Annotated in this window: 25 protein-coding genes and 1 pseudogene; 19 read left to right on the forward strand and 7 right to left on the reverse strand. The window is 70.2% G+C overall.

Translation table 11 applies throughout. From position 1 onward, the window contains the following. Nucleotides 1-8 precede the first annotated feature (8 nt). Both ABZU99_RS24395 and ABZU99_RS24400 read right to left on the reverse strand, forming a co-directional pair. A complete protein-coding gene (locus ABZU99_RS24395) occupies nucleotides 9-560 on the reverse strand; it encodes a toxin (protein ID WP_356046421.1) in 552 nt (183 codons plus the stop codon). Beyond that, complete coding sequence (locus tag ABZU99_RS24400) at nucleotides 538-1,032, reverse strand: helix-turn-helix transcriptional regulator (RefSeq protein ID WP_356046419.1); 495 nt, start codon at nucleotides 1,030-1,032, stop codon at nucleotides 538-540. Before ABZU99_RS24400 ends, ABZU99_RS24395 begins: the two co-directional genes overlap by 23 nt. 482 nt (nucleotides 1,033-1,514) lie before the next feature. On the opposite strand from ABZU99_RS24400, the gene ABZU99_RS24405 reads away from it, so the two are divergent. From ABZU99_RS24405 to ABZU99_RS24435, 7 genes are all read left to right on the forward strand, one after another. Then, entirely contained in the window at nucleotides 1,515-2,435 is a 921-nt protein-coding gene (locus ABZU99_RS24405; RefSeq protein WP_356046417.1) for a hypothetical protein, read from the forward strand. Nucleotides 2,436-2,440: 5 nt separating this feature from the next. After that, nucleotides 2,441-3,736, forward strand: coding sequence for an NAD/NADP octopine/nopaline dehydrogenase family protein (locus ABZU99_RS24410; RefSeq protein WP_356046415.1), 1,296 nt, complete (start codon nucleotides 2,441-2,443; stop codon nucleotides 3,734-3,736). Next, complete coding sequence (locus ABZU99_RS24415; RefSeq protein ID WP_356046413.1) at nucleotides 3,726-5,006, forward strand: aminotransferase class III-fold pyridoxal phosphate-dependent enzyme; 1,281 nt, start codon at nucleotides 3,726-3,728, stop codon at nucleotides 5,004-5,006. Before ABZU99_RS24410 ends, ABZU99_RS24415 begins: the two co-directional genes overlap by 11 nt. A 42-nt stretch (nucleotides 5,007-5,048) precedes the next feature. Further along, a complete protein-coding gene (locus ABZU99_RS24420) occupies nucleotides 5,049-6,017 on the forward strand; it encodes a TauD/TfdA family dioxygenase (RefSeq protein WP_356046412.1) in 969 nt (322 codons plus the stop codon). Further along, nucleotides 6,017-7,246 (forward strand): MFS transporter, encoded by a 1,230-nt coding sequence (locus ABZU99_RS24425; protein WP_356046410.1) that lies wholly within the window; start codon nucleotides 6,017-6,019, stop codon nucleotides 7,244-7,246. The genes ABZU99_RS24420 and ABZU99_RS24425 overlap by 1 nt, the downstream gene beginning before the upstream one ends. A 64-nt stretch (nucleotides 7,247-7,310) precedes the next feature. Continuing rightward, entirely contained in the window at nucleotides 7,311-8,657 is a 1,347-nt protein-coding gene (locus ABZU99_RS24430; protein WP_356046408.1) for a hypothetical protein, read from the forward strand. Nucleotides 8,658-8,692: 35 nt separating this feature from the next. Beyond that, on the forward strand, nucleotides 8,693-9,793 hold the full coding sequence (locus ABZU99_RS24435) for a M20 family metallopeptidase (RefSeq protein WP_356046406.1): 1,101 nt from the start codon (nucleotides 8,693-8,695) through the stop codon (nucleotides 9,791-9,793). A 601-nt stretch (nucleotides 9,794-10,394) separates the two neighbouring features. Here ABZU99_RS24435 and ABZU99_RS24440 read toward each other — a convergent pair. Next, nucleotides 10,395-10,622, reverse strand: coding sequence for a hypothetical protein (locus tag ABZU99_RS24440; protein WP_356046404.1), 228 nt, complete (start codon nucleotides 10,620-10,622; stop codon nucleotides 10,395-10,397). On the opposite strand from ABZU99_RS24440, the gene ABZU99_RS24445 reads away from it, so the two are divergent. After that, nucleotides 10,617-11,084 carry a hypothetical protein gene (locus ABZU99_RS24445; protein ID WP_356046402.1) on the forward strand — a complete coding sequence of 156 codons (468 nt, stop codon included), beginning with the start codon at nucleotides 10,617-10,619 and terminating at the stop codon, nucleotides 11,082-11,084. The genes ABZU99_RS24440 and ABZU99_RS24445 overlap by 6 nt on opposite strands. 251 nt (nucleotides 11,085-11,335) lie before the next feature. Here the strand turns inward: ABZU99_RS24445 and ABZU99_RS24450 are convergent, their stop codons facing one another. Both ABZU99_RS24450 and ABZU99_RS24455 read right to left on the reverse strand, forming a co-directional pair. Next, entirely contained in the window at nucleotides 11,336-11,644 is a 309-nt protein-coding gene (locus tag ABZU99_RS24450; RefSeq protein WP_356046400.1) for a hypothetical protein, read from the reverse strand. 207 nt (nucleotides 11,645-11,851) lie between these two features. Beyond that, nucleotides 11,852-13,216, reverse strand: coding sequence for a transcriptional regulator (locus tag ABZU99_RS24455; RefSeq protein ID WP_356046398.1), 1,365 nt, complete (start codon nucleotides 13,214-13,216; stop codon nucleotides 11,852-11,854). A gap of 215 nt (nucleotides 13,217-13,431) precedes the next feature. On the opposite strand from ABZU99_RS24455, the gene ABZU99_RS24460 reads away from it, so the two are divergent. The 8 genes from ABZU99_RS24460 to ABZU99_RS24495 all read left to right on the forward strand — a co-directional run bounded on the left by ABZU99_RS24460 (nucleotide 13,432) and on the right by ABZU99_RS24495 (nucleotide 21,759). Beyond that, on the forward strand, nucleotides 13,432-14,619 hold the full coding sequence (locus tag ABZU99_RS24460) for an inositol-3-phosphate synthase (protein WP_356046396.1): 1,188 nt from the start codon (nucleotides 13,432-13,434) through the stop codon (nucleotides 14,617-14,619). Nucleotides 14,620-14,637: 18 nt separating this feature from the next. Beyond that, the gene (locus tag ABZU99_RS24465) at nucleotides 14,638-15,885 is read left to right on the forward strand and encodes a methionine adenosyltransferase (protein ID WP_356046394.1); all 1,248 of its coding nucleotides are present in this window, start codon (nucleotides 14,638-14,640) and stop codon (nucleotides 15,883-15,885) included. A gap of 44 nt (nucleotides 15,886-15,929) precedes the next feature. Further along, nucleotides 15,930-16,757, forward strand: coding sequence for a sugar phosphate isomerase/epimerase (locus ABZU99_RS24470; RefSeq protein WP_356046392.1), 828 nt, complete (start codon nucleotides 15,930-15,932; stop codon nucleotides 16,755-16,757). Further along, nucleotides 16,754-17,761 carry a phosphotransferase gene (locus ABZU99_RS24475; RefSeq protein ID WP_356046390.1) on the forward strand — a complete coding sequence of 336 codons (1,008 nt, stop codon included), beginning with the start codon at nucleotides 16,754-16,756 and terminating at the stop codon, nucleotides 17,759-17,761. Before ABZU99_RS24470 ends, ABZU99_RS24475 begins: the two co-directional genes overlap by 4 nt. Nucleotides 17,762-18,048: 287 nt before the next feature. Continuing rightward, nucleotides 18,049-18,708 carry a hypothetical protein gene (locus ABZU99_RS24480; protein ID WP_356227993.1) on the forward strand — a complete coding sequence of 220 codons (660 nt, stop codon included), beginning with the start codon at nucleotides 18,049-18,051 and terminating at the stop codon, nucleotides 18,706-18,708. Continuing rightward, nucleotides 18,705-19,682: an aminoglycoside phosphotransferase family protein gene (locus tag ABZU99_RS24485; RefSeq protein ID WP_356046386.1), complete on the forward strand. Its 978-nt coding sequence runs from the start codon at nucleotides 18,705-18,707 to the stop codon at nucleotides 19,680-19,682. The genes ABZU99_RS24480 and ABZU99_RS24485 overlap by 4 nt, the downstream gene beginning before the upstream one ends. Next, entirely contained in the window at nucleotides 19,679-20,428 is a 750-nt protein-coding gene (locus ABZU99_RS24490; protein ID WP_356046384.1) for an SDR family oxidoreductase, read from the forward strand. Before ABZU99_RS24485 ends, ABZU99_RS24490 begins: the two co-directional genes overlap by 4 nt. A 17-nt stretch (nucleotides 20,429-20,445) precedes the next feature. Continuing rightward, nucleotides 20,446-21,759 carry an aminotransferase class III-fold pyridoxal phosphate-dependent enzyme gene (locus ABZU99_RS24495; protein WP_356046382.1) on the forward strand — a complete coding sequence of 438 codons (1,314 nt, stop codon included), beginning with the start codon at nucleotides 20,446-20,448 and terminating at the stop codon, nucleotides 21,757-21,759. A 15-nt stretch (nucleotides 21,760-21,774) separates the two neighbouring features. Here the strand turns inward: ABZU99_RS24495 and ABZU99_RS24500 are convergent, their stop codons facing one another. Next, nucleotides 21,775-22,191, reverse strand: coding sequence for an NUDIX domain-containing protein (locus ABZU99_RS24500; RefSeq protein ID WP_356046380.1), 417 nt, complete (start codon nucleotides 22,189-22,191; stop codon nucleotides 21,775-21,777). 163 nt (nucleotides 22,192-22,354) lie between these two features. On the opposite strand from ABZU99_RS24500, the pseudogene ABZU99_RS24505 reads away from it, so the two are divergent. From ABZU99_RS24505 to ABZU99_RS24515, 3 genes and pseudogenes are all read left to right on the forward strand, one after another. Continuing rightward, nucleotides 22,355-22,477, forward strand: a pseudogene (locus ABZU99_RS24505) (aminoglycoside phosphotransferase family protein); the annotation flags it as partial. A gap of 868 nt (nucleotides 22,478-23,345) precedes the next feature. Next, a complete protein-coding gene (locus ABZU99_RS24510) occupies nucleotides 23,346-23,585 on the forward strand; it encodes a hypothetical protein (protein ID WP_356046378.1) in 240 nt (79 codons plus the stop codon). Beyond that, a complete protein-coding gene (locus ABZU99_RS24515; RefSeq protein ID WP_356046376.1) occupies nucleotides 23,585-23,962 on the forward strand; it encodes a toxin Doc in 378 nt (125 codons plus the stop codon). The genes ABZU99_RS24510 and ABZU99_RS24515 overlap by 1 nt, the downstream gene beginning before the upstream one ends. A gap of 185 nt (nucleotides 23,963-24,147) precedes the next feature. Here ABZU99_RS24515 and ABZU99_RS24520 read toward each other — a convergent pair whose 3' ends face one another. Beyond that, on the reverse strand, nucleotides 24,148-24,729 hold the full coding sequence (locus tag ABZU99_RS24520) for a helicase associated domain-containing protein (RefSeq protein WP_356046374.1): 582 nt from the start codon (nucleotides 24,727-24,729) through the stop codon (nucleotides 24,148-24,150). Between the last annotated feature and the right edge of the window lie 469 nt (nucleotides 24,730-25,198).

Genomic DNA, 25,198 nt, shown 5'->3' on the forward strand with positions numbered 1-25,198 from the left:
CTTCCGAATCAGGTCCTGCGCAACGACTTCTGTATCCGGGCGAGCACGTCGGCTTGAGCGGAGGGCAGCGTGTCGGGTGGCCCCGGGTCGCCGCGGCCGAGGCGCTCCAGCATGATCGTCGCGACGATCTCCGCCTCTTGCTCGTCGCGGTTGGCGTATCCGCCGCGCCCCAGCATCCGGCGGACCATGCCCGGGTCGAGATCGGGGAAGAAGAGCTTGGCCGCCTGGTCCGAGAGGGCCTCGGTGCTGTTGTGCCCGCACAGTATGTGGGAGAACTCGTGGGCGATGATGTGGTTGCGGTGCTGGGCGCCGGTGGTCGCCTCGTAGATGACCAGGTCGGCGTCGTCGGTTTCGAGCCACAGGCCGCTGAGGCCCGATCCGTGCATGGCCATCGGGACGAGCCGGATCGGGCGGTCGTGTTCCGCGCTCACCTTGTCGCGCAGCGTCTGCAGGTCGCAGGGTGAGGGCAGGTCGAGTGACTCGACCAGCGTGCGGGCCCATCGGCGCAGGCCGCGTAAGTCACGGGGCCTGCGCCATTCACTTTTGTCGCGTCGGATCATCTTCGGCTTCCCCGTGAACAGGCGGCAGACCCTGGAGCTTTCGCACCTGGTCCAGCACAGAGGCGACGGCTTCGAGGTTCTCGTCCGACAGGCCCACCGCCCGCATGGCGATGCCGCGAATGCCCGCGTTGCGCATCCCTTCGAGCATCTCCAACTGCTCGGTGATCCGGTCGGACTCCTCGCGGTCGAGGAAGTAGCCGGGAGTCACGCCGAAGTACTCCGCGAGCGCCACCAGCAGCTCAGGTGAGGGGTTCGTGCGTGTTCCCGCGCGCAACGCGGACAGGTAGGCGCCGCTGACCCTCAGCCCGGGGTAGCGCTGTCGCACCTGTTCGGCGACTTCGTTGTTGGTCAGCTTCTGCCCAGCCGTTTGGTGCATCCGGAACAGGCGATCGAGTCGTTGACTCAACACCTGCGCCTGGCCGTCGGTGGTGCCGGACGTGCCTGGGTCTTGTGCGTTGCCCTCGTCAGGCACTTTCTACCTCCTACCGAGCAGGGCCGTCGCGCGCCGCAGCCGTTAAACCGCCGGCGCTCGGCCCGTGCAACATCGTGCAGGCAACTGTCAGTTCACGTCAAGGAAAGAGACTCAACTGGGAGTTGAATTGCGGGTTGGTTCATGCTTACAGTCGGCTGCAGGTCGCTCGACGAGACCTCCGAACCACGGCTCCGCAGCGGCGCGGGCCAGGCCGAGGAGTTCGTGGGTGGCTCCAGCCGAAAGGGGAGGTTTGGTCCGACTGTCGTGCCTGTGCATCGACTTGAAGGACGCACCGCCCGAAGAAGGGTGACGCCGGTGTCGGCCGCTGACGAAGACCCTTCCAGCGCCTCCCCCAAACCCCCAACCCCCTGTGCCGTCGAGGCGCGAACCTCCACCGCGCCAACGTGTCGCTTCCATGCCTGCGGAACCCTTCGCGGGCCGATTCGTAGCGAAATGCTCCCCATCTCACAAAGGATCGAGCTATGCAGGAAACTGGGCCGACGACTCGTGTTGCCCTCCAGGACGCCGAACGCGCAGTGGTCGAGGACCTGGTGCACAAGGTCCTCGAAAACTGCCCCGGACAGACGGAGTACCGCTACCTGAGCTTCTTGAGGGAGCACGTCGACACACCGATCGGCCGGATCCGCGACACGTACGAATCCGCCGAGGGCCAGCCCGTCCTGCTGAGCAATCTGCCGCAGTTCGAGAGCGTCGAGCACAGCAAGATCCTGGCACTGCTGATCGGCCAGACGGTCGGCAACTGCGTCGCCTACAGCGACTACAACGGCTCCTACATAACCGACATCCGGGCGACAGAGCTGTCCCGCGAGAAGAGCGCGGGAACCGACCTGCTGGCCATGCACAACGACCTGGCCTGGGCGAGCGACGTCTGCCGGCCCAGGACGCTGGTCCTTGTACCGCACCTGGCCGACGGCGTAGTGCCGCGCACCCTGCTGGCCCCGGCGACCGAAGTCGTGGACCGCCTGGACGCCGCCACGGTCGACATCCTGCGCTCACCGGTCTTCGAGGCCCGTTCAGGCTCCTCACTGGGCTGGAAGTACGAACGCGTCCGCAAGATGGCCCTGTTGGAGGAGAACAACGGGAAGCTCGTCGTCCGGCTCAACTTCTCGGCCTACACCCCCGCGGCACATCTGGACAGCGACCAGCGCGAGGCGGCCGCCGGAGCGCACCAGCAACTGCACGACGCTGCACTCGCCGTCGGCCAGCTGCGCGGACACGCCGCGCTCAAGGGAGAAGCACTCATCATCCCCAACGACCACTGCCTACACGGCCGGGACCCGATCGACTCGGGCAACAGCCGTCGGCTTCTGCTGCGTTCCTACGTCGTGCCCGACAGCGTGGTGGAGCACCACGGCCGCACCATGATCTCCCTCGAGCACTGACTGAGATGTCGGACATCATCGTCATAGGCGGCGGGCACGTCGGCCTGACCCTGCTCACAGATCTCGTGGCCACCGAAGAGACCCACGGATTCCGGCCGAAGCTGCTGTTCGTCCGGGACGCTACAGACCGCCCGTGCGGCACGGTGACCCGCACAAACCTCGTCGATGGGCAGCAGGACCGGGTCGAGCTGCGCGAGGACCACTTCGGGTCCCTCTACGGTCAAGAGGCCGAGGCTCTGCTGGAGCGAGCCGAGCACATCATCGTCACCGTCCCCGACATTCCGGTGCTGCGCCTGCAGCTGATGCACCGCATCGCCGGCCTTCGCTCCCTGGCGGACAAGGTGGTGACGTTCGTGCGGGCCGGGCAGGGCGGGCAGCCCATCATCGCCGACTGGGTGCGCCGCACCCCGAGCCTGCGCACCACCTCGATCGTCCTGGTCGAGGACTCCTTCTACGGCACCCGGGTCGCCGGCCGGCACATCGCCTACAAGCGCAAGCTGTCGGTGAATGTCTCGGTGTACTCAAATAGTCCGCAGACCGCCGCCGAACGGGTGCGGATGCTGTTCCCGCTCGGTGCGCAGATCGGCAGACCCTCGTGGCCCGACGTGGTAGTCCGCCCAGGGATCGGGCTCCTGTTCGACCCGCTCGGCTACATCATCCACATCGGTGTCGCCTTCTACACGAAGAACCTGGCCAAGACCCGGGCAGGCCTGAAGTACCTGCACTACACCGACGGCATCGACCAGGAACTCGCTCCGCTGCTGACTGCCCTCGACGAAGAAAGGGTCAAACTGGCCCGGGCCTACGGTGTCGAGACGGAGACGTTCCCCCGCATCATCGAACGGCAGTACGGGCTCCCGTACCAGTCCGACTTCTACGAGATGATGCAGTCGTGCCGGGACATCTACCGGTCCACTTCGTGTGCCTCCCTGGGCGAGCTGCGGCAGTCGCGGCTGGTACGCGAAGACTTACCGGGGCTGCGCACGATCCGCTGGCTCGCCGACGCCGCCGGCGTGAACCTGCCGGTCACTCAGCAGTACGAGGTTGATGTCACCCGGACCGCCCTGGAACTGGGGGTCGCCGCAGCCGATCTGGACGGATACCTGCCGCAGCTGTCGACGATGCCGACGGATGTGACGTTCCTCCGCTCCCTGCTGGTGGCTCCGCACGAGCTCCAGGAAGATGGCGGCCGCCTCAGGGCCGCATCCGTCCTCCCGCGCCTTCCGTGGTCCTGCATGCCGGGACCGGTGGCGCACGAAGAACTCCTACAGAAAAGGGTCGAGGTGCTGAATGCTGGATGAGGCGTTGGAAGGCTCATACGCGCGCTACGCGCGGAAGCGGCCGGTGAGCGAGCGGCGGCACACCGACGCGGCGGCGTACCTGCCGTCCGGAACCACAAGATCCGTACTCGATTTCGCGCCCTTCCCGTTCGCCGTCGAAGCGGCCTGGGGCTGCCGGCTGAGGGACGTCGACGGCCATGAATACCTCGACTACCTGGGTGACTACAGCGTCGGGCTGGCCGGACACAACCCCCAGGCGGTCCGCGAAGCCGTCGAGTCCGTGCTCGAAAGCGGGTGGTCATTCGGCGCGGTCGCGCCGGAGGAAGCCGAAGTGGCCCGCCGACTGTGCGAGCGGTACGAGTCGATGGACCTCGTGCGGTTCACCAGCTCGGGGACCGAGGCCAACCTGGCCGCGATCTCGCTGGCCAGCAAGTGGTCGGGCGATAGCATGGTTCTGGCCTTCGATGGGGGCTACCACGGTGGTTTCCTGAGCTTCAGCCGCGACGGCTCCTCGCTCAACGTGCCCTTCGACGCGGTCATCTGCGACTACAACGACCTCGAATCGGTGACATCGGCGTTCCGCACCCACCAGGGGCGATTCGCCTGTGTGCTGATCGAGCCGATGCTGGGCTCGGGCGGCCGCATCCCCGGCGACCCCGCCTTCCTGCGCGGGGTACGGGAATTGTGCGACAAGTACGGTGTCCCGCTCGTGTTCGACGAAGTGCAGACGTCGCGGATGTCGCTCGGCGGCGCGCAGTCGGTTCTGGGGATCAGGCCGGACCTGACTACGTTGGGCAAGTACATCGGAGGCGGATTCGGCTTCGGTGCCGTCGGCGGCCGCCACGACATCATGCGGCTGCTCAACCGCACGAACAAGCCGCACTTCGACCACTCGGGAACCTTCAACAACAACCGCTTCTCGATGGCCGCGGCGTCGGCGATGCTCAGCCGGGTGCTCACCGCGGAATGCCTCGACGAGCTGCTGCTGCGAGGCGAGCGGCTTCGGAAGCAGGCCGACGAACTGCTGCGTGGCCAGGGCTTCCAGGCCACCGGATGGGGCTCGCTCATCAGCATCCACCCCGTCGACCGCAAAGTCCGCTGCGCCGCCGACCTCGCGGGAGCCGACCGGCGCCGGGTCCAGTTCCTGTTCCACGAACTGCTCGAGCGCGGTGTGTACATCGGGAAGTCCGGGTTCGTGACACTGTCGCTGGCCCAGGACGAGCAGACCGACGAGATCTTCTTGAACGCCCTTGAGGGCGGCCTGCAGGCGGCAGCCGCAAACGGGGTCTGACGACCGCGACCGCCACGCCCACGACAACAACGGATGGAACTCATGACGATTGTCGACATGCTCGACTCGATCACCTTCGAAGCCGGATTTCCGGCGATGGCCCACCGGCAAGGGGAAGCGGTCGGCACGGTGGCTCTGCTGGCGAACCTGACGCCGGAGCAGCGGACGGCCACCCGCGAACTGCTCGACACGACCGGGTCGGTGCTCTTCCGCGGCTTCGGCGTGCGTACGGTCGACGACTTCGAGCGCGTCGCCCAGGGCCTGCTCGGCGAGCTCGCCCCCTACCGAGGCGGCGACTCGCCTCGGCAGGCGGAGAAGGGCTTCGTCTACAACGCCGCGGGACCCAGCCCGTCCCGGCTGCTCCGCGCGCACAACGAGCTCTCCTACGCGCCCTGGCACCCCACGACGCTCTGCTTCGCCTGCGGCCGCCCGGCGGACGAAGGCGGCGCGACCACCATCATCGACGGGCACCGGGTGTATCAGTCGTTGCCCGCCGAGATCCGCGATGCGTTCCGGACCAAGGGCGTGACCTACATCCAGCACCTGCCGGACAACAGCGGTGACCCGAGCGGAATCAAGTCCTGGCCCGAGACCTTCGAGACCGACTCCCGCGAAAAGGTCATGGAGTGGTGCCAGAGCAGTTACACCTCGGCCGAATGGACGGACCTCGGCCTGCTCACCACCAACCGCACGCCGGGCACGCTGGCGGTGGGTTCGGACCACCGGGAGGCCTGGTTCAATCAGGCGCACATCTGGCGCAAGGACGAAAGCGTCACCCCGGACGTGACCAACATGGACCGCTGGCGGACCCGCTTCGGCTACGGCGCCTTCTTCGGTGACGGCACGGAGATTCCCGCCGAGTACATCGACGTCGTCAGCCGGACACTGATCGACTGCACCGTGCCGGTCAACTGGGAAGCCGGCGACGTCCTGCTGGTCGACAACCGTGCCGTGATGCACGGCCGGTTGCCCTTCTCCGGCCAGCGCGAGGTCTTCGTGGCGTTCGCCTGATGAGCCTGACGAAACACCACGGGTTCCGCCACCTGTGGGTGGCGCAATCCGCGAGCCAGTTCGGCACCTACGTCAGCCGCGTCGTCCTGCCCCTGGTAGCGGCGACGACGCTGACGGCAACGCCGTTCGAACTGGGAGCCCTGTACGCCATCCAGAACGTGGCCTTCCTGGTCATCGGCCTCCCGGCCGGGGTATGGGTGGACCGGATGCGGCCGCGCACGGTGATGGTCACCGCCGACATCGTGCGCGCCGCACTGCTCGCGAGCATCCCGTTGGCATGGTGGGCGGGAGCACTGACCATGACCCACCTGCTAGCCGTCGGTCTCCTGCTCGGCTTCGCCTCGGTCATGTTCGACATCGCCTACCTCTCCTTCCTGCCGGCTCTTGTGAAACCGGAAGACCTCATGGCGGGCAATGCCCGGCTGGAAACCAGCCGCTCGGTGTCCCAGGTGGCGGGACCGGCCGCCGGAGGCGGTCTGGCCGGGCTGCTGTCCGCCGTGAACGCGGTCGGGATTCAGGTGCTCTGCTACGTCGTCTCCGCAGTGAGCCTGAGCCGGATCCGCCAGGAGGTGGACCCGGTACGACGCGAACGCCGGCCGATGCTGCCGGAGATCGCGGCGGGGCTGCGCTATGTGTTCGCTGATCCGCTGATGCGGGCGGTGACGTGCTGCTCGGCGACCTTCAACCTCTGCTACGCCATCGCGTCCCCGCTGCTCGTGGTGATGCTGGTGGACGAGCTGAAGCAGCCGGAGTGGGCCGTCGGGGCTCTGATGGCGGCCGGCGGAATCGGCGGTCTCGCCGGAGCGATGACTTCCCGGGTCGTCGCCCAACGGCTGGGCACGGCCCGGGTGATCTGGCTCGCCCTGGTGACTTGCATGCCGTTCGGCTTGCTGATGCCGCTCAGCTCCTCTGGGTGGGGTGTGCTGCTGTTCGCCATCCCGTGGTTCGTCCTGAACTACGGGCTGATCCTCTACAACGTGGCGCAGATCAGCTTCCGGCAGCAGGAGTGCCCGCCGGAGATGATGGCCCGGATGAACGCCACCGTTCGCTTCCTCATCTGGGGCGTACTGCCGCTCGGCGGAATGGCCGGCGGCGCCCTGGGCGACTGGGCGGGCGTCCGCACAGGGCTGGCCGTCGCCGCCGCCGGGATGCTGCTCTCGGCTCTGTGGGTCCTGGCCTCGCCCCTGCGCACCATGCGGGAACTCCCGGCCGTCCCCGCGACCACGTGATCCGCACCTCCGCACACCGCCGCCTCGCTCCGAGGCAGGCAGAAAGGTCAGGGCAGTGGACCTGATGAACCCACCCCACACGGGGGCGGATCTTTGGAGCTCTCTTCCGCCCGTATGGCGGCGAGGGGCACTTGAGCTGGCCGTCGAGCACGCGGCCGATGTCTTCGACGGCGTCGCGGGCGCCGCCGGACCATGGTGGCCGGCCCGGCCGGTCGTGCTGCGCCAAGCATTCCACCGAGAACTCGGGGAGCTTGCGGATCAGCTCGGCGAGCTCATCCTGCGCACATGCATGCGACGGGCGCGCACCGCGGGCGAGCTGCAGCACGCGCTCGGGCTACCCGACCGCGAGGTGCCGATGCTCAGGCGGGACGAACCGCTCGGTGAGCATCTGCTCGCCGCCTCGCGCCCCGACGTGGTGCTGGCCTTGGGAACACCCAAGTTCCTGGAGGTCAACATCGAAGGCGCGGTGGGCGGCACCGCACAGGCGGACCTGGTCTCTCGCAGGTTCTTGGACCTGTACGAGCAAGAACTGCCCACTCGAGGATTCACCGCGCCCCCATCTGCGGTTGACGCGCGGTTCGCGCAGATCCGGGCGCAGTTCGACCATGACCCGACGGTCGCCATCCCGCTGTACCAATACGGCATCCTGGCGGGGGCGACGACCGAGGACGAGCGGATCGAGCGGCACCGGCCCATGATCGAGAGCGCCCGGCGGCAGGGAGTCACCGCATTTCCGTGCCCATGGCGCGATCTGCAGAACGACGGCGAATACCGCCTCTTCGCCAAAGACCGGCAGGTCGACGCCGTGCTGCGGCTTTTCGTCACCGGCTCCGAACCGCCATGCGACGGGCTCACCGCCGTGATCGAATCCGCACGTCGAGGCACGGTGCACCTGCACACCTCCGAAGCGACCTGGCTGCTGAGCAACAAGACCGTCCTGGCCTGGCTGTGGGACGACATCGACGCACTGCCGCCCACCGACCAGCAGTTCGTGCGCGAGCACGTGCCGTTCACCGTCATGGCGTCACCGGAGCACGAGCAGATCGTCACCGAGGCCACCGCCGACCCGTCCCGGTGGGTGCTCAAGCCCGCGCACGGCCACGGCGGAGCCGGGGTCCTGCTCGGACACACACAGCCGGCCGAGACCTGGCGAGCGGCACTGAAGGCGGCGACAGACACCAAAGACCACGTCCTGCAAAAGCTGGTGCAGGCCGACCAGCTGGAGATGACCTTCCTGGACGACCGGACCGGACAGTTGCACACCCAGCCGGTTCCCTTCGTCCTGGGGCCTTTCATGTTCGATCGCAAGATCTCAAACGTCTTCGTCCGGCACGGCTCGCCGGGCGGCGGACTGATCGTGAACGCCCAGCAGGGGGCGGCGGTCAACAGCGTCCTGCTCGCCCCCTCATGAGCGAGGTCGTTGGGCCGTCCGGTTATCGTCTTGCCGTGACCACGCACACGGCAGTTCCCGTCTCCGTCGACGCGATGCTCGACGACCTCAGGACCCTCGTCGAGATCGAATCGCCTTCCGGCGATCCCACCGCCCTGGCCGCATCGGCCAAGACAGTCGCTGGAATCCTGGAAAACCGGCTCGGCGGCCGGGCCGTCCTCGTCGAGGGCGAGGCAGGACCGCACGTGCGTTGGTCGGGCGGGGGCGAGCCTAAGGTGCTGATCCTCGGACACCACGACACGGTGTTCCCGCTCGGCACTTTGGAACGGCGCCCGTTCCTGGTCAAAGACGGGCGGGTGACCGGTCCGGGCGTCTTCGACATGTTGGGTGGCTTGGTGCAGGCGGTCCACGGGCTCGCCGCGCTCGAGGACCTGACCGGCGTTGAGATCTTGGTGACGTGCGACGAGGAGAACGGCTCCCACACCTCGCGGAACATCATCGAGGAACGCGCACGGGCGTGTGGCGCGGCGCTGGTGTTCGAGGGTGCGACCGAAGGCGGTGGGCTGAAGACCGGCCGCAAGGGATGCGGCACCTTCGAAGTGCTGATCACCGGCCGGGCCTCGCACGCCGGCCTCGAACCCGAAGCTGGCGTGAACGCCCTGGTCGAAGCCGCTCACCAAGTGCTTCGCATCGAGGCGATGAGCCGGCCGGAAGTAGGTACCACCGTCACCCCGACCATCGCCTCTGCCGGTACGCAGAGCAACGTCGTCCCGGCCGAAGCGTCCGTGGTCGTGGACGTGCGCGTCGAGACCGCAGACGAGAAGGATCGCATCGAAGCAGCCTTCGCGGCGCTGACGCCGCACCTCGAGGAAGCCGTGATCGAGGTGCGCGGCGGCGTGGGCCGCCCGCCGATGCCGGAGACCGCAGCGACGGAGCTCTTCGCGATCGCCAGCCGACTGCTGCCCGGCATCGAGGCCGTGGCCGTGGGCGGCGGCAGCGACGGCAACTTCACGGCAGCGCTGGGGGTGCCGACCCTCGACGGCCTCGGAGCCGTCGGTGGTGGTGCCCACGCCGACCACGAGTACCTGTTGGTCGAGAACATGTCCGAACGCGCGAACCTGGTGACCGGCTTGGTGACGGCGATCTGCACCGCCTGAGCAGCGCGATCCTCACCGGATCCGTCCCGTCAACATCAGCGTCTGTGCCGATCGAGGGTGCCCAGATCAGGGCCCGGTACGGCCGTGTCGACCTCCTGTGCATCGACCTATGCCGAGCCCGCGACTATGTCGGGCGGAATGAGGAGCGGAGGATCGAGGATTAAGCCGAGTACGAACGCGGGCGTGCCGCCCGGCCCGCCCGTGTAGCCGCACTGGCAGGCCGGGACCGCAGTTTGCCCTGTCTGCACAATTTCGGCCCGTCTTCACCGCGACAAGTGCATGCACCCTTGTGGCGCCTGCCGGAACACCATGACGAGGCGGCGACTGGGAGCAAGTGCCGTGGTGAGCAGCGGGCAGTGCCGCGTCTCCGAGGTAGCTACCGCCCCGTTACAACGGGGTATCGCTTGTTTGAGTCCCGGAGGGCGATCGGCTCTCGCCCGGGTGGCGGCAGGGCAGGTCGTGCCGCGGACCCAGGTAGCTGATCATTCCAAGCGAAAAGCCGGTCTCCTCAGCGAGTTCACGGCAGGTCGTCCAGCGGCCCGTTGGGCGCGGAGCCAGTCGAGATCGATTTGGCGCCAGCGGGTCGCTTTGCCGTCGCGGGTCATCCCGTATTCACGGGCAGGACCTTGACGGCGTCGACGTTCACGCCGGCGTGCTCGGCGATCCACTTGAGGGAGCGGTATTCGTCGAGGAAGAAGCGGGCAAACTTGTCCCTGGGGAGAGCTTCACGAGCCCGGCGAACGGTCGGTTCCCTCTCCCACCTCGCGGTCTTTGCTCCTCCGGGAGGGGCTGACTGCTCCTGCAGGACGAACCGGACGGCGTCGTGCACGCCGAGGCGGCGGGCGGCCTGAGCTGTCGTCAGGGCGCTGCCTGGTCGTGGACTGATCCCTACCAGCTGCTCGTCTATGCGCTGTCGCCTCAGCCTATGATCCTGCCCGGCCTTGCCGAGAATGGCGCTGCCGGGACCGCGGACAGCGGCGACAGGGATCTGGCGCCGGCCACACCCCATGCTGCCGCTGTACCGGGGCCTCTCAGCGCGGCGGACCGAAGGGGCCTGCAACTGACGGGTGAGGTGGAACGGTTCGTCTCCGCCCACCGTGAGGGCAGTCCTGCGGTGGAGGCGATCACCGCTATCGAGGCGGTGGTGCGTGAGCTGTTCGCGGCCGGCGACCTGCTATCCGCCGCTGTGCGAGAGCGGGCCGAGCTTGCTCTGGCGCAGGCAGCGGAACTACTTACGCGTCCTGTCGGGTTTCCGGCCCGTCCCTGGAACTGGCGCGCGAGGTGCTGCTGAGCATGCAGGCGGGACCTCAAACCACCGCCGGGGGTGCCACTTCAGCGGGGTGGTTCCCTACGATGCCTGTGGCTGGGCCGCCACCGGCCTGACGCAGCTCAGTCGGCTGCCCGGCCAGTACACGCCCGCAGTGAAGGAAGCCATCTGTCGTCTGGCCGAGCGGCCTAGGAGTGCTTCGTCAGGTCGGGGCTGCGCTGGTGCTGTGCGGGTGAGGGGGTCGCCCGGACCAATGCCCGGGCGCTTCATGACGGTCACCCCTTGGAGGCGGCCTCCCGGATCAGCGGCTCGAACTCCCGCCGCACGTAGGCGTCGAACGGCTCCGTTAGCGCGCCGTCGATCACCCGCCGCACCCGGTGCTTTGCCGCGAATTCCTTGATCGCTGCGCGGGAGTCCGGCTCCACACCCCCGCCAACGATCAGCACCCCGAACTCCTCGGTCTCCAACAGCTTCCGGGCCTCCTCGTCGGTGCTCACTCCCTCCGCGTCAAAGCCGTCCGTGCGCAGCGTGGCCAGCACCTCCGTCACCCTGGCGGGCGTCCTTCCCAGCACCAGCGTCCTCATGGCCGTTCCTCTCCGGTACGTCGACATCGGCGCACCCGAACCTAGAAGCTCAACCGGACTTGAGGTCAACCCCAACTCTCGACCCACCCCGGCAGCCACATGATCCGCCGGACAGGACCTAGTGCACGCGGCGTCGAGCTGCCGCAGCAGGACGAGTGTCAGGCGGCCCATGGCCTCTTCGACCAGCGGAAGCAGCGGGGCCTGGGGTCAGCTGGCGAGGGTGGCGAGGAAGTCGCGGGCCGGCGGGGCGTCGCGGTACGGGGTGAGCTTGTCGCGGAAGCTGTCGAGGGTGGAGGAGCTGCGGGCGGAGGCGACGCCGCCGAGCAGGGTGACGGCCTGGGAGGCGCTCGCGCAGGCGTGTTCGATGTCCCCCTGGGCGAGGTGTGCCTCGGCGGTTCGGGTGAGGTAGAGGGCGTGGTCGCGGTGGTAGCCGTCCTGGTCGTAGGCGGCGGCCTGTGCCGCGTCGAAGTGGTGCATAGCGCGGGCCGGGTCGCCAAGATCCAGTGCGCACGATCCGGAAAGGTTTTCGAGCTCACCGGTCGAGAACCAGTAGCACCAGGCCGGATCGTCGTCGTGCGGGCCATGGGCGTGGGCGTCGTAGGCGGCGTTCAGCGCGCGGACGCAGTCTTTGGTGCGGCCGGTCTTGGCGTGGGCGCGGGCGATGCGGGCGTGGAGCATGGCCCGTACCCGCGGGGTGCTGCCCCGGCCGAGGGCGCGCTGGGCGACCTCGACGAGGTCGACGGCGTCGGCGGGGTTACCGGTGGAGTAGGTCTGGATCGCCATGAACGCCAGGGTGTTGGCGCCGGTGGCGTGGTCGTCGGCGACTGCGGCGGCGCGCAGGGCGGTGAGGTAGTAGCGCTGGGCGCTCGCGTGGTGGCCGGAGTCGAAGGAAAGCCAGCCGCACAGGCGGGCGCCCTCGGCTACGGCGGAGTGGAGGCGGGTGCCGACGGCGCTGGTGTAGCGGGCGTCGTCCAGCAGGCTGGTGGCGAGCTTGAGTTCCTCGGCGGCGAGGGTGCGCAGGCTGCCGCCGCCGAGGGTGTCGTCGAGGCGGCGCAGGTGGTCCAGGCGCTGTTCGAGGTGGTCGACCATGGCCGGGGTGACCGTGAGCCGCCCGCCCGCCTCGGCGGGGCTGGGCTGGCCGAGGGAGGCGAGCCAGTGGTCGGCGGCGCCGGTGAGGGTGGCGCCGGTGGCGATGAGGAACGCACGTCGGTCCATGGGCCCTCCGCGAGCGGTGTCGGCCAGGGCATGGAGCATGCCCGCCTGCGTCCACGGTAAGTCGACCACCGAGCGGTTATCGAGTGCCAGGAGCAGCCAGTCGGGCCAGTCAAGTGTGTGCACGGCCTCGGCTGGGATGCCGTGCAGGTCGGCCATGGCGAGCTGGGCGGTGAGTTCGGGGACGGCGGCGCCGTTCTCCCAGCGGCTGGCCTTCTCCCGCCGGGTGGCCATGGCCCCGTAGCCGAGGACGGCGTGACGGCCCGCCACCCGCCGCAGGTACTGCTCGGCGCTCAGGGGCCGCGGCCCGAGGGTGTGCCGGAGGAAGGCCAGCGGGTGGGTGAACAACTGCGGTGTCACGGCGGGTGCCCCCTCGGGGTGGGCGACAAAGGCGTGGACGGTGCACCGCACACCGTAGGGGGCGGCTCTGACATCCAGACCTGCAGCGGCCGCGGGGAGGCAACGCGAGGCAACAGCAGGGGCATTCCGCACCCGGCCGAGTGCGCGGTTGCCTTGAAGCGTCGTCAGCGGCCGCCCCGGCCAAGGGGGGCCGCGAGCACAGGAGGGGTGTGGGGATGTCTGCACAGAAAACGGGTCCGGGCCGTACAGGTGTGTGGCTGGTCGGGGCGCGCGGGTCGGTGGCGACCACCACGGTCGTGGGGGCGCTGGCGATCCGGGCGGGCCTAGCGGACACCGGCGGCATGGTGACCGCGCTGGAGCCGTTCACGGACGCGGGCCTACCCGGCGTCGATGAGCTGGTCTTCGGCGGCTACGACACCGCCGAAGTGCCGTGGGGAAAGAAGGCCGAGGCGCTGGCGGAGGCCGGGGTGATCCCGGCCCGGCTGGTGAAGGCGCTCGCCGCAGACCTCGCCGAGGCGGAGTGCGAGCTGCAGCCGGCCCCGGCCAGCGGCCACGCGGGGCGCGATGCCGAGCAGGTCGCCGCGGACCTGGCCGCGTTCGCCGCACGGCACGACCTGGCGCGCACGGTGGTGGTGCATGTCGCCTCCACCGAGCCCGCCGCCCCAGCACACCCGGCCCACCAGGACGCCGACGCGCTGGCCGCCGCGCTGAAGGCGGGCGAGGCGGTGCTGCCGCCGAGCTCGCTGTCCGCGTGGGCGGCCATGCATGCGGGCTGCGCGTACGTGGACTTCACGCCGTCGACCGGGGCGCGGCTGCCCGCGTTGGACCAGCTCGCTGCCCGGCAGCGGGTGCCGTATGCGGGCAGGGACGGGAAGACCGGGGAGACGCTGGTCAAGAGCGTGCTGGCACCGATGTTCGCCTGCCGGAACCTGCGGGTGGGCTCCTGGTCGTCGGTGAACTTGCTCGGCGGCGGGGACGGCGCAACCCTGGCCGAGCCCGGAGCGAACGCCGCCAAGACCGCCAGCAAGGCCGAAGTCCTGGCCTCCGCCCTCGGCTACCTGCCCGAGGGCCAGGTCCGTATCGACGAGGTCCCCGACCTGGGGGATGCGAAGACGGCGTGGGACCTGGTCACGTTCTCCGGGTTCCTCGGCGCCCGGATGCGCCTGGACTTCACCTGGTCCGGCATCGACTCCGCGCTGGCCGCCCCGCTGGTGCTGGACCTGGCCCGCCTCGCCTCCCGCGCCCACCAGATGGGCCGTACGGGCGCGCTGGAGGAGCTGGCGTTCTTCTTCAAAGACCCGCACGGTCACGCGCCGCACGATCTCGCCTCCCAGTGGCGGCAGCTGTGTGCCTTCGCCGCCGACCTGTCCGCCCCCGCCTCTGCACCGGTTCCGGCCGCCTGAGTGAAGGAGACCCCCGCGATGGACCGCAGCAACCTCACCTACGTGCCCGCCGACATGCGGCGGGCCGAGGAGCCGTTCGAGATCGTCGAGCGCAAGGGCCACGGCCACCCTGACACCCTCGCCGACGCACTCGGCGAACACCTCTCGGCCGCCTACTCCCGCTATACCCGTGAGCGCTTCGGGGCGGTGCTGCACCACCAGTTCGATAAGACCGGCATCCTCGGCGGCCGGGTCCAGGTCGCCTTCGGCGGCGGGCAGATGCTCGCCCCCGTCCGCGTCCTGCTCTCCGGCCGGGCCTCCGGCTCGTTCGCCAACGAGCCCATCCCGGTCCGGGAGATGCTCACCGAGGCCACGAGTGCCTTCTTCGCCGACCGCTTCCCCATGCTCGACGCGGAGCGGGATCTGCGGCTGCTGTACGAGGTCAGCCAAGGCGACAGCCCCGGCGGCATCGGCGCCAAGGACGCGGCGCACAACGTGCGCAGCCGCTGGTTCGCCCCCCAGTGCCTGGGCGACCTGCCGGAGCTGAAGAAGCTCGCGTGCAACGACACCTCCTCAGGCGCCGCGTTCTGCCCGCCCACCCCGACCGAGCAGCTCGTCCTCGACGTCGAGCAGGTGCTCGCCGGAGATGCGCGGCCGGCTTGGCTGGGCAGCGACATCAAGGTCATGGCCCACCGCTCCGGCCCGGTGGTGAACCTGACGTGCGCGGTGCCGCAGATCGCCGCCCACGTCCCGGACCTGGACACCTATGTGGCCAACCGCGAAGCGGCCCGCGCCGCGCTGGAGCGGCACGCGGCCGAGCACTACCCGGATCTTCAGGTGCGGATCTGGCTGAACACCCGCGACGACGAGCAGCGCCCGGAGCTGTACCTGACCCACACCGGATCCTCCATCGAGACCGGGGATGAGGGTCTGGTCGGGCGGGGCAACCGCTACGGCGGGCTGATCTCGGCGATGCGCCCGTTCACCATGGAGGGCATCTCCGGCAAGAACCCCGTCTATCACACCGGCAAGGTCTACTGCGTGGCCGCCGACCTGATCGCCTCCGGTATCCATGCCGAGCTCGGGCACGGCGCCGAGGTGCTGTTGGTGGGGCAGAGCGGGCGGGAGCTGACCAACCCGTGGGCCGCGGTGGTCCGCGTCGAGCCGGCCCCGGATGGCAGCGCGGCCCCGGACGCGGAGGCGGTGGCGCCGTTGGTCGACAAGGCGCTGGCGGCACTGCCCGGCAGCGTGCCCGACATCCTCGCCGGCTCCTACCGGATGCACTGAGAAGGGAGCGGGCGATGAGCGGGGATGCGGCTTGCATCACTGGGGTGTTCACTGCGGCGGTCGACCAGGCGAGCGCCGGGTACCGGCTGCCGCTGGCAGAGCTGGTCCCGGCCGCGGGCCGGGCTGGATTCCCGGTGCTGGAGGTGCCCGTCTTCGCCCTCGCCGCGTACGGCTCGCGGCACGGGCACACTGAGCTGGTCCGTCTCCTGGCCCGTCACCGGGTCAGGGTCGGGCAGCTCTCCTGCGGCACCGGCACCCCGGCCGACCTCACCGTCCCCGCCGCTCGCTGGGCCGAGGCCCTGGCTACGTGGCGGCGCTCGTGCCACCTGGCCGTCGCGGTCGGCTGCCCGCGTCTATCGGTGTTCGTCCCCCGCGCGGCAGTGGTAAGCGCATCCGTGGCGGCCGCCCGGCTGGGCGAACTCGCCGCCGTGGCCGATGAGGACGGGCTGCGGGTCAACGTCGAAATCCACGCCCCGGCCCTTTTGGCACAGGCCGCGGCGATCTGGCAGCAGGCCGCCACAGCGAACGCGGGGCTGTTGATGGACGTGGCCGCGCTCGCCCTGGCCGGGCTTGGCCCGGTCGAATACGCCGCAGCACTGCCGCCGGGTGCGGTCGGCTGGGTGCACCTGGCCGACCTGGGCGAGCCCGCCCCTGACGGGCGGCCGGGCCGGGTGCTGCCCGGCCAGGGCCGCCTGCCGCTCGCCGAAACCCTGACGGCGCTGCACATGGGCGGCTACGCCGGTCCTGTGGCCGTCGAGGTCCCTAGGCCCGAGCCGTACACGGCCGACACAACCGCGCATCTGACCCAGGCCGCCGCAGCACTGACCGGCGGGCCGCTGGCCCGCTTCTTCGCCCCGGGAGGCGCCGGATGAGCCCCCAGACCATCGCCGAGGTGGTGGAACTGGCCCGCCACGTCTTCGCCGTACCGGCGCGCGGCGGCGTGGTGCTGGGCGGCGGGGCGACCGCCAACCAGGTCATCGCGCTGACCGACGGCGCCGGCCGGCGCCGGTGGGTGCTGCGCAGTCCACGGCGCGATGCCCGCCCAGCGAGGCTGGGCTTCCTGCTCGGCTTCCACCACGCCGCCCGTGCCCGGGGCCTGCCGGTCGCGGTACCGCAACCCACGGTGGACGGCCAGGGATGGGCGCACGACGCGCACGGACATCCGTGGGTACTGCTGGAGTACCTGCCCGGGCGTCCCCTCACCGTGGTGACCGACGAGTTGGCCGAGTTGGCCGCCTGGCAGCTCGCGGCCTTCCACCGCCTGCCCGACCGGCTCGGCTTCCCGGCGGCGGCGGTGGTCCCGGAGACCGCGTGGGATGCGTGGCTGACCGCGCCCGATGCCACTTGGTGCGCCTGCGCCGAGACGGCCGCCGAGCACCGCAGTCTGCTGGACGCCTACCGGGTCCACCTGGAGCGGTTCCACCGGCACGCTGCCGAGCTACGGAAGGCGACCGACCGGGTATGGGGGCACGGGGACTTCCACGGCCACAACCTGCTGCACCACGCCGGGCGAATCACAGGCATTGTCGATCTCGACGGCGTCGGACTCCGCCCGAGGAGCACGGACGTGGCGTACGCGGTGCTGATGCTCGCCCGGACCGGCAGCGGCGACTACCGCCTCCAGCCGCATCTGGTCCGCAGACTCCTGGCCGGCTATCAGCGGCACGCCGCGTCGCCGCTCACCAGGGCGGAGACCCGGGCACTGTGGTCGGCCATGGTGCTCTCCCAACTTCCCGACCCCGCCCACCTGACCGCCCTGCGCCGCAGGGGCCGCGACCTCGGCCCGGCGCTGGCTAGACCGCTGGCGGCGCTGCGTGACCTCGCTGCCCAGCGCACCCGCCTGAGCAGCCTCCTTACCGAGAGCGCGCTGCGGTGAGCGCCGCCCTGCTGCACTGCGGCGGAGCCAACGTAGCCGTAGAAGGCAACGGCACGCTGCTCGATACTCTGTTGGCCGCGTGCCGGCCATGGATCACCGCTTCCTTCGCCGGCCCCGTCCCGCCAGGCGCATGGGCTGTGAGCATCGGCACGGGGGGCACTGGCGCGGCGGTAGCCTCCCGGATCGGGGCCGCTGTGCGCATCAGCCCTGCTCAGCGGCTCATCCACGTGGAACCGCCCGCCACGCCGGACAGTGTGAGGCCGCTGGTGCGGCTACTGCGTGCTCTGATGCGGCGCCAGCTCGCCGCCGACGGTGCCCTCTTCCTCGATGCCGCCGCCCTCGCCCCCACCGTGGCCGGGGGCGGTATCGCTCTGCTCGGCGGCGCGGGTGCGGGCAAGACCACCACGCTGCTCGCCGTCCTGCACCGGCACCACGGGGTGCTGGTCGCCAACGACGACGCCTCCCTCCACCTGAGCGGCGGGCGGGTGGTCGCCCGCGGTTACCCGCGGGCGATCGAGATACGCCGCGAGGTCCTGCCCCACCTCGGCGCCGCCGCCAGCCTGCTGACCGCCGAGGCCGACCCCGCCAGCCCCGACCGGGCCCTGTACCTGACGCCGCACCGCCTGGCCGCCACGCTCGGCACCCAGCTCGCCCCGACCGCCAAACTGTCCGCCCTGGTGCTGCTTGCCCGCGGCACCGGCCGCCCCGTCCTGCACCGCCTCACCCCCGAGCAGGGGGCCGCCGCCGTGGCCGCGAACCTCGCGGCCGCCGACCCGTACGAGCCCTGGCTCCAACCGCACCTGCCCGCCTCGGCCCCGCGCCCGGAGCAGGCGCACCGTCTGGCCCAGGCCGTGCCGGTGTGGCGGCTGGCCCAGCCGCTGACCGCCCTGGTCGAGTCCGCCGGCCTGCTCGCCGATCTGTCCGCATCTCCTGGAGGCTTACGATGACCCCACCGGCCCTTGCCGCCGATCACCCGCCCATCGAGCTCGCCCGGGTAGCGTTCACCCAGCTCACCGGCGAAGCGGTGGAGCGCATCGCCCCGCTCTCGCGCGGCTGGGGCCACCTGTCGTGGACCGTACGGACCGCCTCGGGCCGCTACCTGATCAAGACCGGGATACGGCGCCCGGCCCAGTCCGACCTGTACCGGCAAGTTGCCGCCCAGCAGATCGCCGCCGCCGGCGGCGTCACCACCCCACTAGTGGTCGCCATCGGCGACGGCGGCGGCCCGCTGCAAAGGCCCTGCTACGTCCAGACATGGATCGAGGGCACCGACGGCGCCACCGCCCTGGGCCGCCTCGATTCGGACGGCAGCGCCTGGTTCGGCCGCGCCCTGGGACAGGCTGTCGCCGCCCTCCACCGCGTCCCCGGGCCCCGGTTCGCCGAGGACTGCGCCGGCAGTGTCACCTACCCCACCTGGCAGGCGGCGTGCATCGCCCGCCTGACGCGGCTGGTCGCCGCAACCGAGAAGGCCGAAGCCCTCCCGGCGCCGATCCTGTACGGGGTTTCCGACCGCCTCACTGCCCTGATCGACGGCCTGAACAGCACCATCACCCCCCGCCTCACCCACCGCGACGTGTATCTGCCCAATACCCTCTTGCCGGAGCGCGGCCCGGCCTCGGCCGCGCTCCTGGACTGGGAGGCCGCCGCCTTTTACGACCCGGTGTGGGACTTCGTCAAGCTCGGCATGTGGGTCTTCGACCAGCACCCGCAACTACGTGGTCCGTTCCTTGACGGATACACCTGCCACGCCGCGCTCCCGGACGGCTTCCAGGAGCGGCTGACCGTCTACCAGGGGATCGAATACCTCGCTGCCTTCCCCTACTTCGGGGCGGCCTGGCCGGATGAGGCCATGCTGGGCGGCTTCCGCAGGTTGCTGGCTGGCTGGATGGACATCCACGGCCTGCCCGGGCAGCGGCCGTGACCCGCCGGGCCGGCGAAGGGCCGGTGACGCTGGTGGTCGGCGGCAGCAGCGGCATCGGAGCCGCCACCGTCCGCCGCCTGCACGCGGGCGGCCACCGCATCCTTGCCACGTACTACCAGCACCGCGAGCGCGCCGACGCGCTCGCCGCCGATCTCGACCCCCAGCAGCGCCGTCTGGTCTTCATCCCCGCCGACCTGGCCGACCCCGGCCAGCCGCAGGACCTGGTTCAGCAGACGGTGGCCCAGTACGGACGCCTGGACAAGATCGTGCACTGCGCCGCCGTCATCGACACCACCGGCCTCGCCCAGCTCACCGCCGAGCGCTTCGACCAGGTACTGCACACCAACGTCACCGCGGCCTTCCTGCTGCTGCGGGCCGCCGCCGCACAGCCCACGATGAGCGCCGCGGTCGTTGTCTCCTCCATCGCCGCCACCTTCACCGGCCCGGACTCCGCCGCCTACGAATCCTCCAAAGCCGCCGTGACGATGCTGGCGCGGTCGCTGGCCGTCGCCTATGCACCCCGCGTGCGGATCAACGCCGTTGCCCCCGGCGCGGTGGAGACCGAGCGCTCCCTGGCCGACCCTGGCTTCCCTCGAGGCATGCAGCACAGGCGGATCCCGCTCGGCCGGCTCGCCGACCCGCAGGACATCGCCGCCGTGTCCGCGTTCCTGCTCAGCGAGGACGCCGCCTATCTGACCGGGCAGGTGATCAGCGTCGACGGCGGCCTGTCCCTGAAACTCACCTGACGCGAAGGGAGATCGCCATGGACGAGCAGCACCCGAAAGGCCGCAGGGCCGCTGCCCGGCTGCGCCATCTGGTGCCCGCCGGGGCCCACGCCTACAGCAAGGCCCAAGACCAGTGGCCCGCCACCGCCCCGCCCCTGCTCGATCACGGCGAGGGCGCCTGGGTATGGGACACAGACGGCCACCGCTACACCGACTGGTTCGCCGGACTCAGCTGCTGCCCGCTCGGCCACGCCCACCCCGCCGTGACCGCCGCCGTCACGGCCGCGATGCGCAAGGGCACCGCCTTCCAGCTGCCCACTGCCATGGAGCTTCAGGCAGCCGAGACCTTCCTCGGCCTGGTCGCGACGGGTGACGACATGGTCAAGTTCGCCAAGAACGGCTCCGACGCCGTCGACGGCGCCCTCAGGCTCGCCCGCTACGCCACCGGCCGGCCGCTGGTGGCCAAGTGCGCCCAGCACCCGTTCTTCTCCACCGGTGACTGGTTCATCGGCACCACCGCCGCCTGCGGCGGCACGCATCCCGAACCCGCCGCCCGCACCCTCAACTTCCCGTACAACGACACGGCCGCCGTCGAGACGCTGTTCACCACCCGCGGCCAGGACCTGGCGGCAGTCATCCTGGAGCCTGTCCGCTTCACCCCGCCCGACCCGGCGTTCTTCGCCCGCCTGCGCCAGCTGTGCACCCGGCACGGCACCGTGCTCGTCTTCGACGAGACCGTCACCGGGCTGAAGTACCAGCTAGACGGTGCCCGCGGCCTCACCGGCGTGCACCCGGACCTGACCTGCTGGGGCAAGGGCATCGGCGGCGGTCTGCCCGTCTCCGCGCTCACCGGCCGCCGCGAGCTCATGGAACTCGGCAACCACACCCGCCCTCTGCCCGGGCAGCCGCCACTGTTCCTGCTGTCCACCACCCACGGCAGCGACGGCGCCAGCCTGACTGCCATGATCGCCACCGTCACCGAGATCGCCGCCACCGACGCCCTCACCCGCGCACACGCCGCTGGCGCCGCTCTGCGCCGCGACGTCGAGGCGGTGCTCACCGAGGCGGGCCTGACCGGGCACATCCGCCTGACCGGCTACGACTGCTTCCTGGGCATCGAGACCACCGGGAACGGCCAAATCAGCGGGCCCCGCCTCAAGACGCTCTTCCTCGCCGAGGCCATCCGCACCAGGGCCCTGGTGAGGGGAATCTTCTACCCCACCGCCGTGCACACCGCCGAGCACCTGGACCTCACCACGCAGGCCGTCCAGCACTCGGCCGCAGTCTGCGCCCGCGCCCTGGACGGACACACGGGCCTCCCCGTGCCCGAGGCGGCCCGCCGCCCGCTGTGACCAGGCGCCCAGCGGCTACTCGCGGGTAGTGCTGTAACCAGCGCCGACTGCCGCCAGCAGCGCGGCCACCCCATCCGGATACCACGGCATCAGCGCGCTGGCCTCCTCCACCGGCACCCAGGCCACCTCCGACACGTCATCATCGTGGTGGTCGGCCGACGGCTGGCCGGACAACAGCTCGGCGCGGAAAACGGTGAAAACGTCGTGCACCGCAGCATCGATGCGCTCGCTGACGTGCACGACCGGGCCGGCCTCGACCACGACCCCGGCCTCCTCCTTAGCCTCGCGGACCGCAGCCTGGGCGAGGGTCTCGCCCACCTCGCGCCGCCCGCCGGGCAGGCTCCAGGTGTCCTTGTTCCGCACCAGCAGCACCCGGCCCTCGGCTGCATCGCTCACCAGGGTGTAGGCCACATCGACGCGCTCCGCAGACATCAACCGCATCCTCTCCGTCTTCTCCCTTTGATTGTCCCGTCCTGCGCCCACCGCCGCACGGACATCACGGAGGTGCGGCCACGACAAGATCGTCCCACTCATCATCCCGTCTCACTGAGGTGTGACGGATTCCCCGGCCGCCCGTCGCTGGCCGGGCCGCCGGGTGGTGCGGATCGGTGACACTGTCCGCAGGCCAACCCAGCCGTGGACGCCCACCGTCCACGCATTGCTGCGACACCTGGAGAAGGTTGGCTTTGCCTACGCGCCCCGGCCGCTGCCAGTAGACGGCTACGTCGATGGACAGGCCGAGCTTGCGGGAGAGGATAGCCGCCGGCACCTCCGTAGCCGGTGTGAACAGCGCGGCGTTGCGGCCAGCTCCGGGATGGGCACCTATTTTGACCAGGCGCTTACGCACGCGGCGAGGGTTGATTCACTGGTGTCATCGCGGGCGCGCTCCACGCCAGGATGCGCAACGCGTCCCCACCGCGTCACCCCGAAGGCATCGGGACAATGTGGGTGGCGCAGCCCTTGGCGATCGGGCATGCTGTTCCGTTCTGGACCGGTCGGTGTCCGGCAGACAGGGGGACTGGTTGGCCATGGAGGCAGCACCGCAGCGGGACACTCCGGTATACAGCCGCTTGGTCGCCGAACGCGGTGATGTTCCGGCCCAGGCACGCCAAACCGCCGAGCGGACCCTACGGGAACTGCAGCGGTTCATACCCCCTTCCGCGGGGCCCCGTCCGCACAGTCAGTGATGCTTTGGGGTAAGTAAATTCCGTACATCGTCCAGCATTTTCCGGTACCCGCGCGATTGCCGGGCCGACCGGCCGCCCGGTCCGGAGGCGGTCGTCGCGCGCACGCGGGCGCCAGTCCGCTCCCTCCGGTCCGCCAGGCGTGCGACGCCTAACACAGGGCTCCGGCCTCGCCTCGGCACCGGTGGCCACGGGGCCGTCGCCACCAGCCTGGCTGCTGGATGCCGACGAATTTTCCTGGCCTGCCCGGGCGGTGTTCCTGTCCTGGGCATCCACCGGCTTGAGGGCTGGAGCACGGTGAGGACAGCCGTTCGGTTCTCGCGGCTCGACGCCGGGCAGACCTCTCGGGTGATTACGGAATGCGACCTGACAGTCGTGGCACCAAGTAGGTACCATCAGGGTATGCCGTCACTGAATGTGCCCTTCACCGAAGAGGAAATGGAAGGCGTCCGCGCAGCCGCCTCCGCAGAGGGCAAGAGCCTGAAGAAGTACCTCCACGACCTCGGCGTGCGCGAGATGCACCGCAAGCAGTTCGTCGCCGGGGCCACCGCATGGGCCGACAAGCTGCGCGATGAGTTCGACGAGGGGTTCCCCGAGGAAATCCCGCCCTCCCAGCACGACACTGGGGCTGCGGCCGCCTGATGGTTCTGCACATCGATGTCTCCTGGCTGCTCGATGTCCAGGAGGCCGCTCTCGGGCACGAAGATGTGTCGGTGACCGACTACTCCGCGCTGGTGGCGGCCGTCGCGCGGCACAAGACCCGGACGCCGACCCTTGAGTCGTCCAATCCGGATGCCGCCTGGCGTGCGGCCGCGCTCCTGCACACCATCGTGCGTCTTGAGCCGCTACCGCACCGGAACAGCCTTTTTGCCGCTTTTGTTGCCGCTCAGTACATGGACCAGTCCGGTGAAGGCATCGACCCGCCCTACGGCGCGCTGGTGGCACTGGTCCGCAACATCCAGGACCGCAAATCCACCATCTACCAGGCCGCCGACGCAATTCGCACCTGGCGCATCTGACATGAGCCGCGCCCGCTTGCGGGCGCGGCTCTGCCGCCGTCCTGTCGAAGCGGCATGAGGACCGTACGCCACGTCCTCACATGATGCGCGCCGGGTCGTCCACCTGGGTAGTGCTCTGTCCTGGCGCATGTGACGGGGCCAGGCCGATCTCGCGCAGCTGCTCTTCCTGGTCGATGGTCAGGTCGTCACCGGGGTGGCGCAGCCAGGCGCGGTAGGCGCGGCCGTCGCCGGGCTGGGTGAGGCTTTCGCCCTGGTGGTGGCAGTGGCGGGCGGTCTGGCAGTGGCGCTGCCAGGTAAAGGGCCACCTGGGGGTTCCAGTTGGGGTCGATGCGGCTGAGTTCGGCCCTGAGGCCTTCGTCGATGGTCTGGTTCTTGGCCGCGTGGCGGTAGTTCTTCAGGCGTTCGCCGGTCTTGGTTCCGTCGGGTGCGGTGTATCCGACGGAGACGGCCAGTCCGCCGCATTCACGGGCGCATTCCTCGGCGTAGGTGATGAAGGCGTCGCGGTTGGCTTCGGCGGGGTTCCACAGCATGCCGTGGGCGTTGAGGAAGGAGATCTGCCATTCCTCGAGGTCGCCGTTGCGGTAGGCGGTGCGCTGGTACTCCAGCCAGGTGTAGAGGTCGGCGCGGTGGGGGTCGGTGTGCGCGGCGGTGGCCTGGGCTCGGGTGACGCCGAGGTGGCCGTGTTCTTCCCAGTAGGCCGTGACCAGCAGCGTCATGTCCGCCCAGTCGTTGGAGGCGCCGTGCGGCTTGAAGACCCGCAGGGTCATGACGTTGTGGATCTCGCGGGGGTGAGGATCTGGCCGTCGGTGCCGACGATCTCGGGGAATCCCCCGCCGCCCACAGAGGGGTACAGCGCGCCCCCGCCGGATGGTGCGCATCGCGGTGCGGTTCGCTCCCGGCCTGGTGCGCACGCACCGCCCAGGTTCATCCACGGCGGCGCCGACGGAGGCGCGCGGTGCGCCACGGGTTCGGTCGGCCGCCGGGGTACTGCGGTGAACGGCGCCGGACTGGCGGTGGCTTCGGCGACGGGTACAGCGCCGCGCGCAGCCGGGACGCGTCGGCGAGCTACTCCAGGCGCTCCAGGAGCTCCGGCGAGAGCGGCGGGATCGGATCGACCATGCGGGCCTCCGTACTCGGGTGCTGGTCCCCGCACCCTCGCCTCTCTTCGCCGCCTCCAGGACGTGCGCGTCGTCCGCGTCCCGGCAGGAGCTTCGGCGACTTCGTCGTCTGTCCCGC

Source organism: Streptomyces sp. NPDC005266 (assembly GCF_040607655.1).
Classification (GTDB): domain Bacteria; phylum Actinomycetota; class Actinomycetes; order Streptomycetales; family Streptomycetaceae; genus Streptomyces.

What these genes read in the sequence shown, in the direction of transcription:
- ABZU99_RS24425 (WP_356046410.1), top strand. Translation starts at nt 6,017, where the DNA reads ATGAGCCTGACGAAACACCACGGGTTCCGCCACCTGTGGGTGGCGCAA.
- ABZU99_RS24405 (WP_356046417.1), top strand. Translation starts at nt 1,515, where the DNA reads ATGCAGGAAACTGGGCCGACGACTCGTGTTGCCCTCCAGGACGCCGAA.
- ABZU99_RS24520 (WP_356046374.1), bottom strand. Translation starts at nt 24,729, where the DNA reads ATGACCCTGCGGGTCTTCAAGCCGCACGGCGCCTCCAACGACTGGGCG.
- ABZU99_RS24485 (WP_356046386.1), top strand. Translation starts at nt 18,705, where the DNA reads ATGACCCCACCGGCCCTTGCCGCCGATCACCCGCCCATCGAGCTCGCC.
- ABZU99_RS24500 (WP_356046380.1), bottom strand. Translation starts at nt 22,191, where the DNA reads ATGTCTGCGGAGCGCGTCGATGTGGCCTACACCCTGGTGAGCGATGCA.
- ABZU99_RS24410 (WP_356046415.1), top strand. Translation starts at nt 2,441, where the DNA reads ATGTCGGACATCATCGTCATAGGCGGCGGGCACGTCGGCCTGACCCTG.
- ABZU99_RS24465 (WP_356046394.1), top strand. Translation starts at nt 14,638, where the DNA reads ATGGACCGCAGCAACCTCACCTACGTGCCCGCCGACATGCGGCGGGCC.
- ABZU99_RS24395 (WP_356046421.1), bottom strand. Translation starts at nt 560, where the DNA reads ATGATCCGACGCGACAAAAGTGAATGGCGCAGGCCCCGTGACTTACGC.
- ABZU99_RS24495 (WP_356046382.1), top strand. Translation starts at nt 20,446, where the DNA reads ATGGACGAGCAGCACCCGAAAGGCCGCAGGGCCGCTGCCCGGCTGCGC.
- ABZU99_RS24515 (WP_356046376.1), top strand. Translation starts at nt 23,585, where the DNA reads ATGGTTCTGCACATCGATGTCTCCTGGCTGCTCGATGTCCAGGAGGCC.
- ABZU99_RS24450 (WP_356046400.1), bottom strand. Translation starts at nt 11,644, where the DNA reads ATGAGGACGCTGGTGCTGGGAAGGACGCCCGCCAGGGTGACGGAGGTG.
- ABZU99_RS24420 (WP_356046412.1), top strand. Translation starts at nt 5,049, where the DNA reads ATGACGATTGTCGACATGCTCGACTCGATCACCTTCGAAGCCGGATTT.
- ABZU99_RS24415 (WP_356046413.1), top strand. Translation starts at nt 3,726, where the DNA reads ATGCTGGATGAGGCGTTGGAAGGCTCATACGCGCGCTACGCGCGGAAG.
- ABZU99_RS24460 (WP_356046396.1), top strand. Translation starts at nt 13,432, where the DNA reads ATGTCTGCACAGAAAACGGGTCCGGGCCGTACAGGTGTGTGGCTGGTC.
- ABZU99_RS24480 (WP_356227993.1), top strand. Translation starts at nt 18,049, where the DNA reads ATGCGGCGCCAGCTCGCCGCCGACGGTGCCCTCTTCCTCGATGCCGCC.
- ABZU99_RS24510 (WP_356046378.1), top strand. Translation starts at nt 23,346, where the DNA reads ATGCCGTCACTGAATGTGCCCTTCACCGAAGAGGAAATGGAAGGCGTC.
- ABZU99_RS24430 (WP_356046408.1), top strand. Translation starts at nt 7,311, where the DNA reads ATGAACCCACCCCACACGGGGGCGGATCTTTGGAGCTCTCTTCCGCCC.
- ABZU99_RS24475 (WP_356046390.1), top strand. Translation starts at nt 16,754, where the DNA reads ATGAGCCCCCAGACCATCGCCGAGGTGGTGGAACTGGCCCGCCACGTC.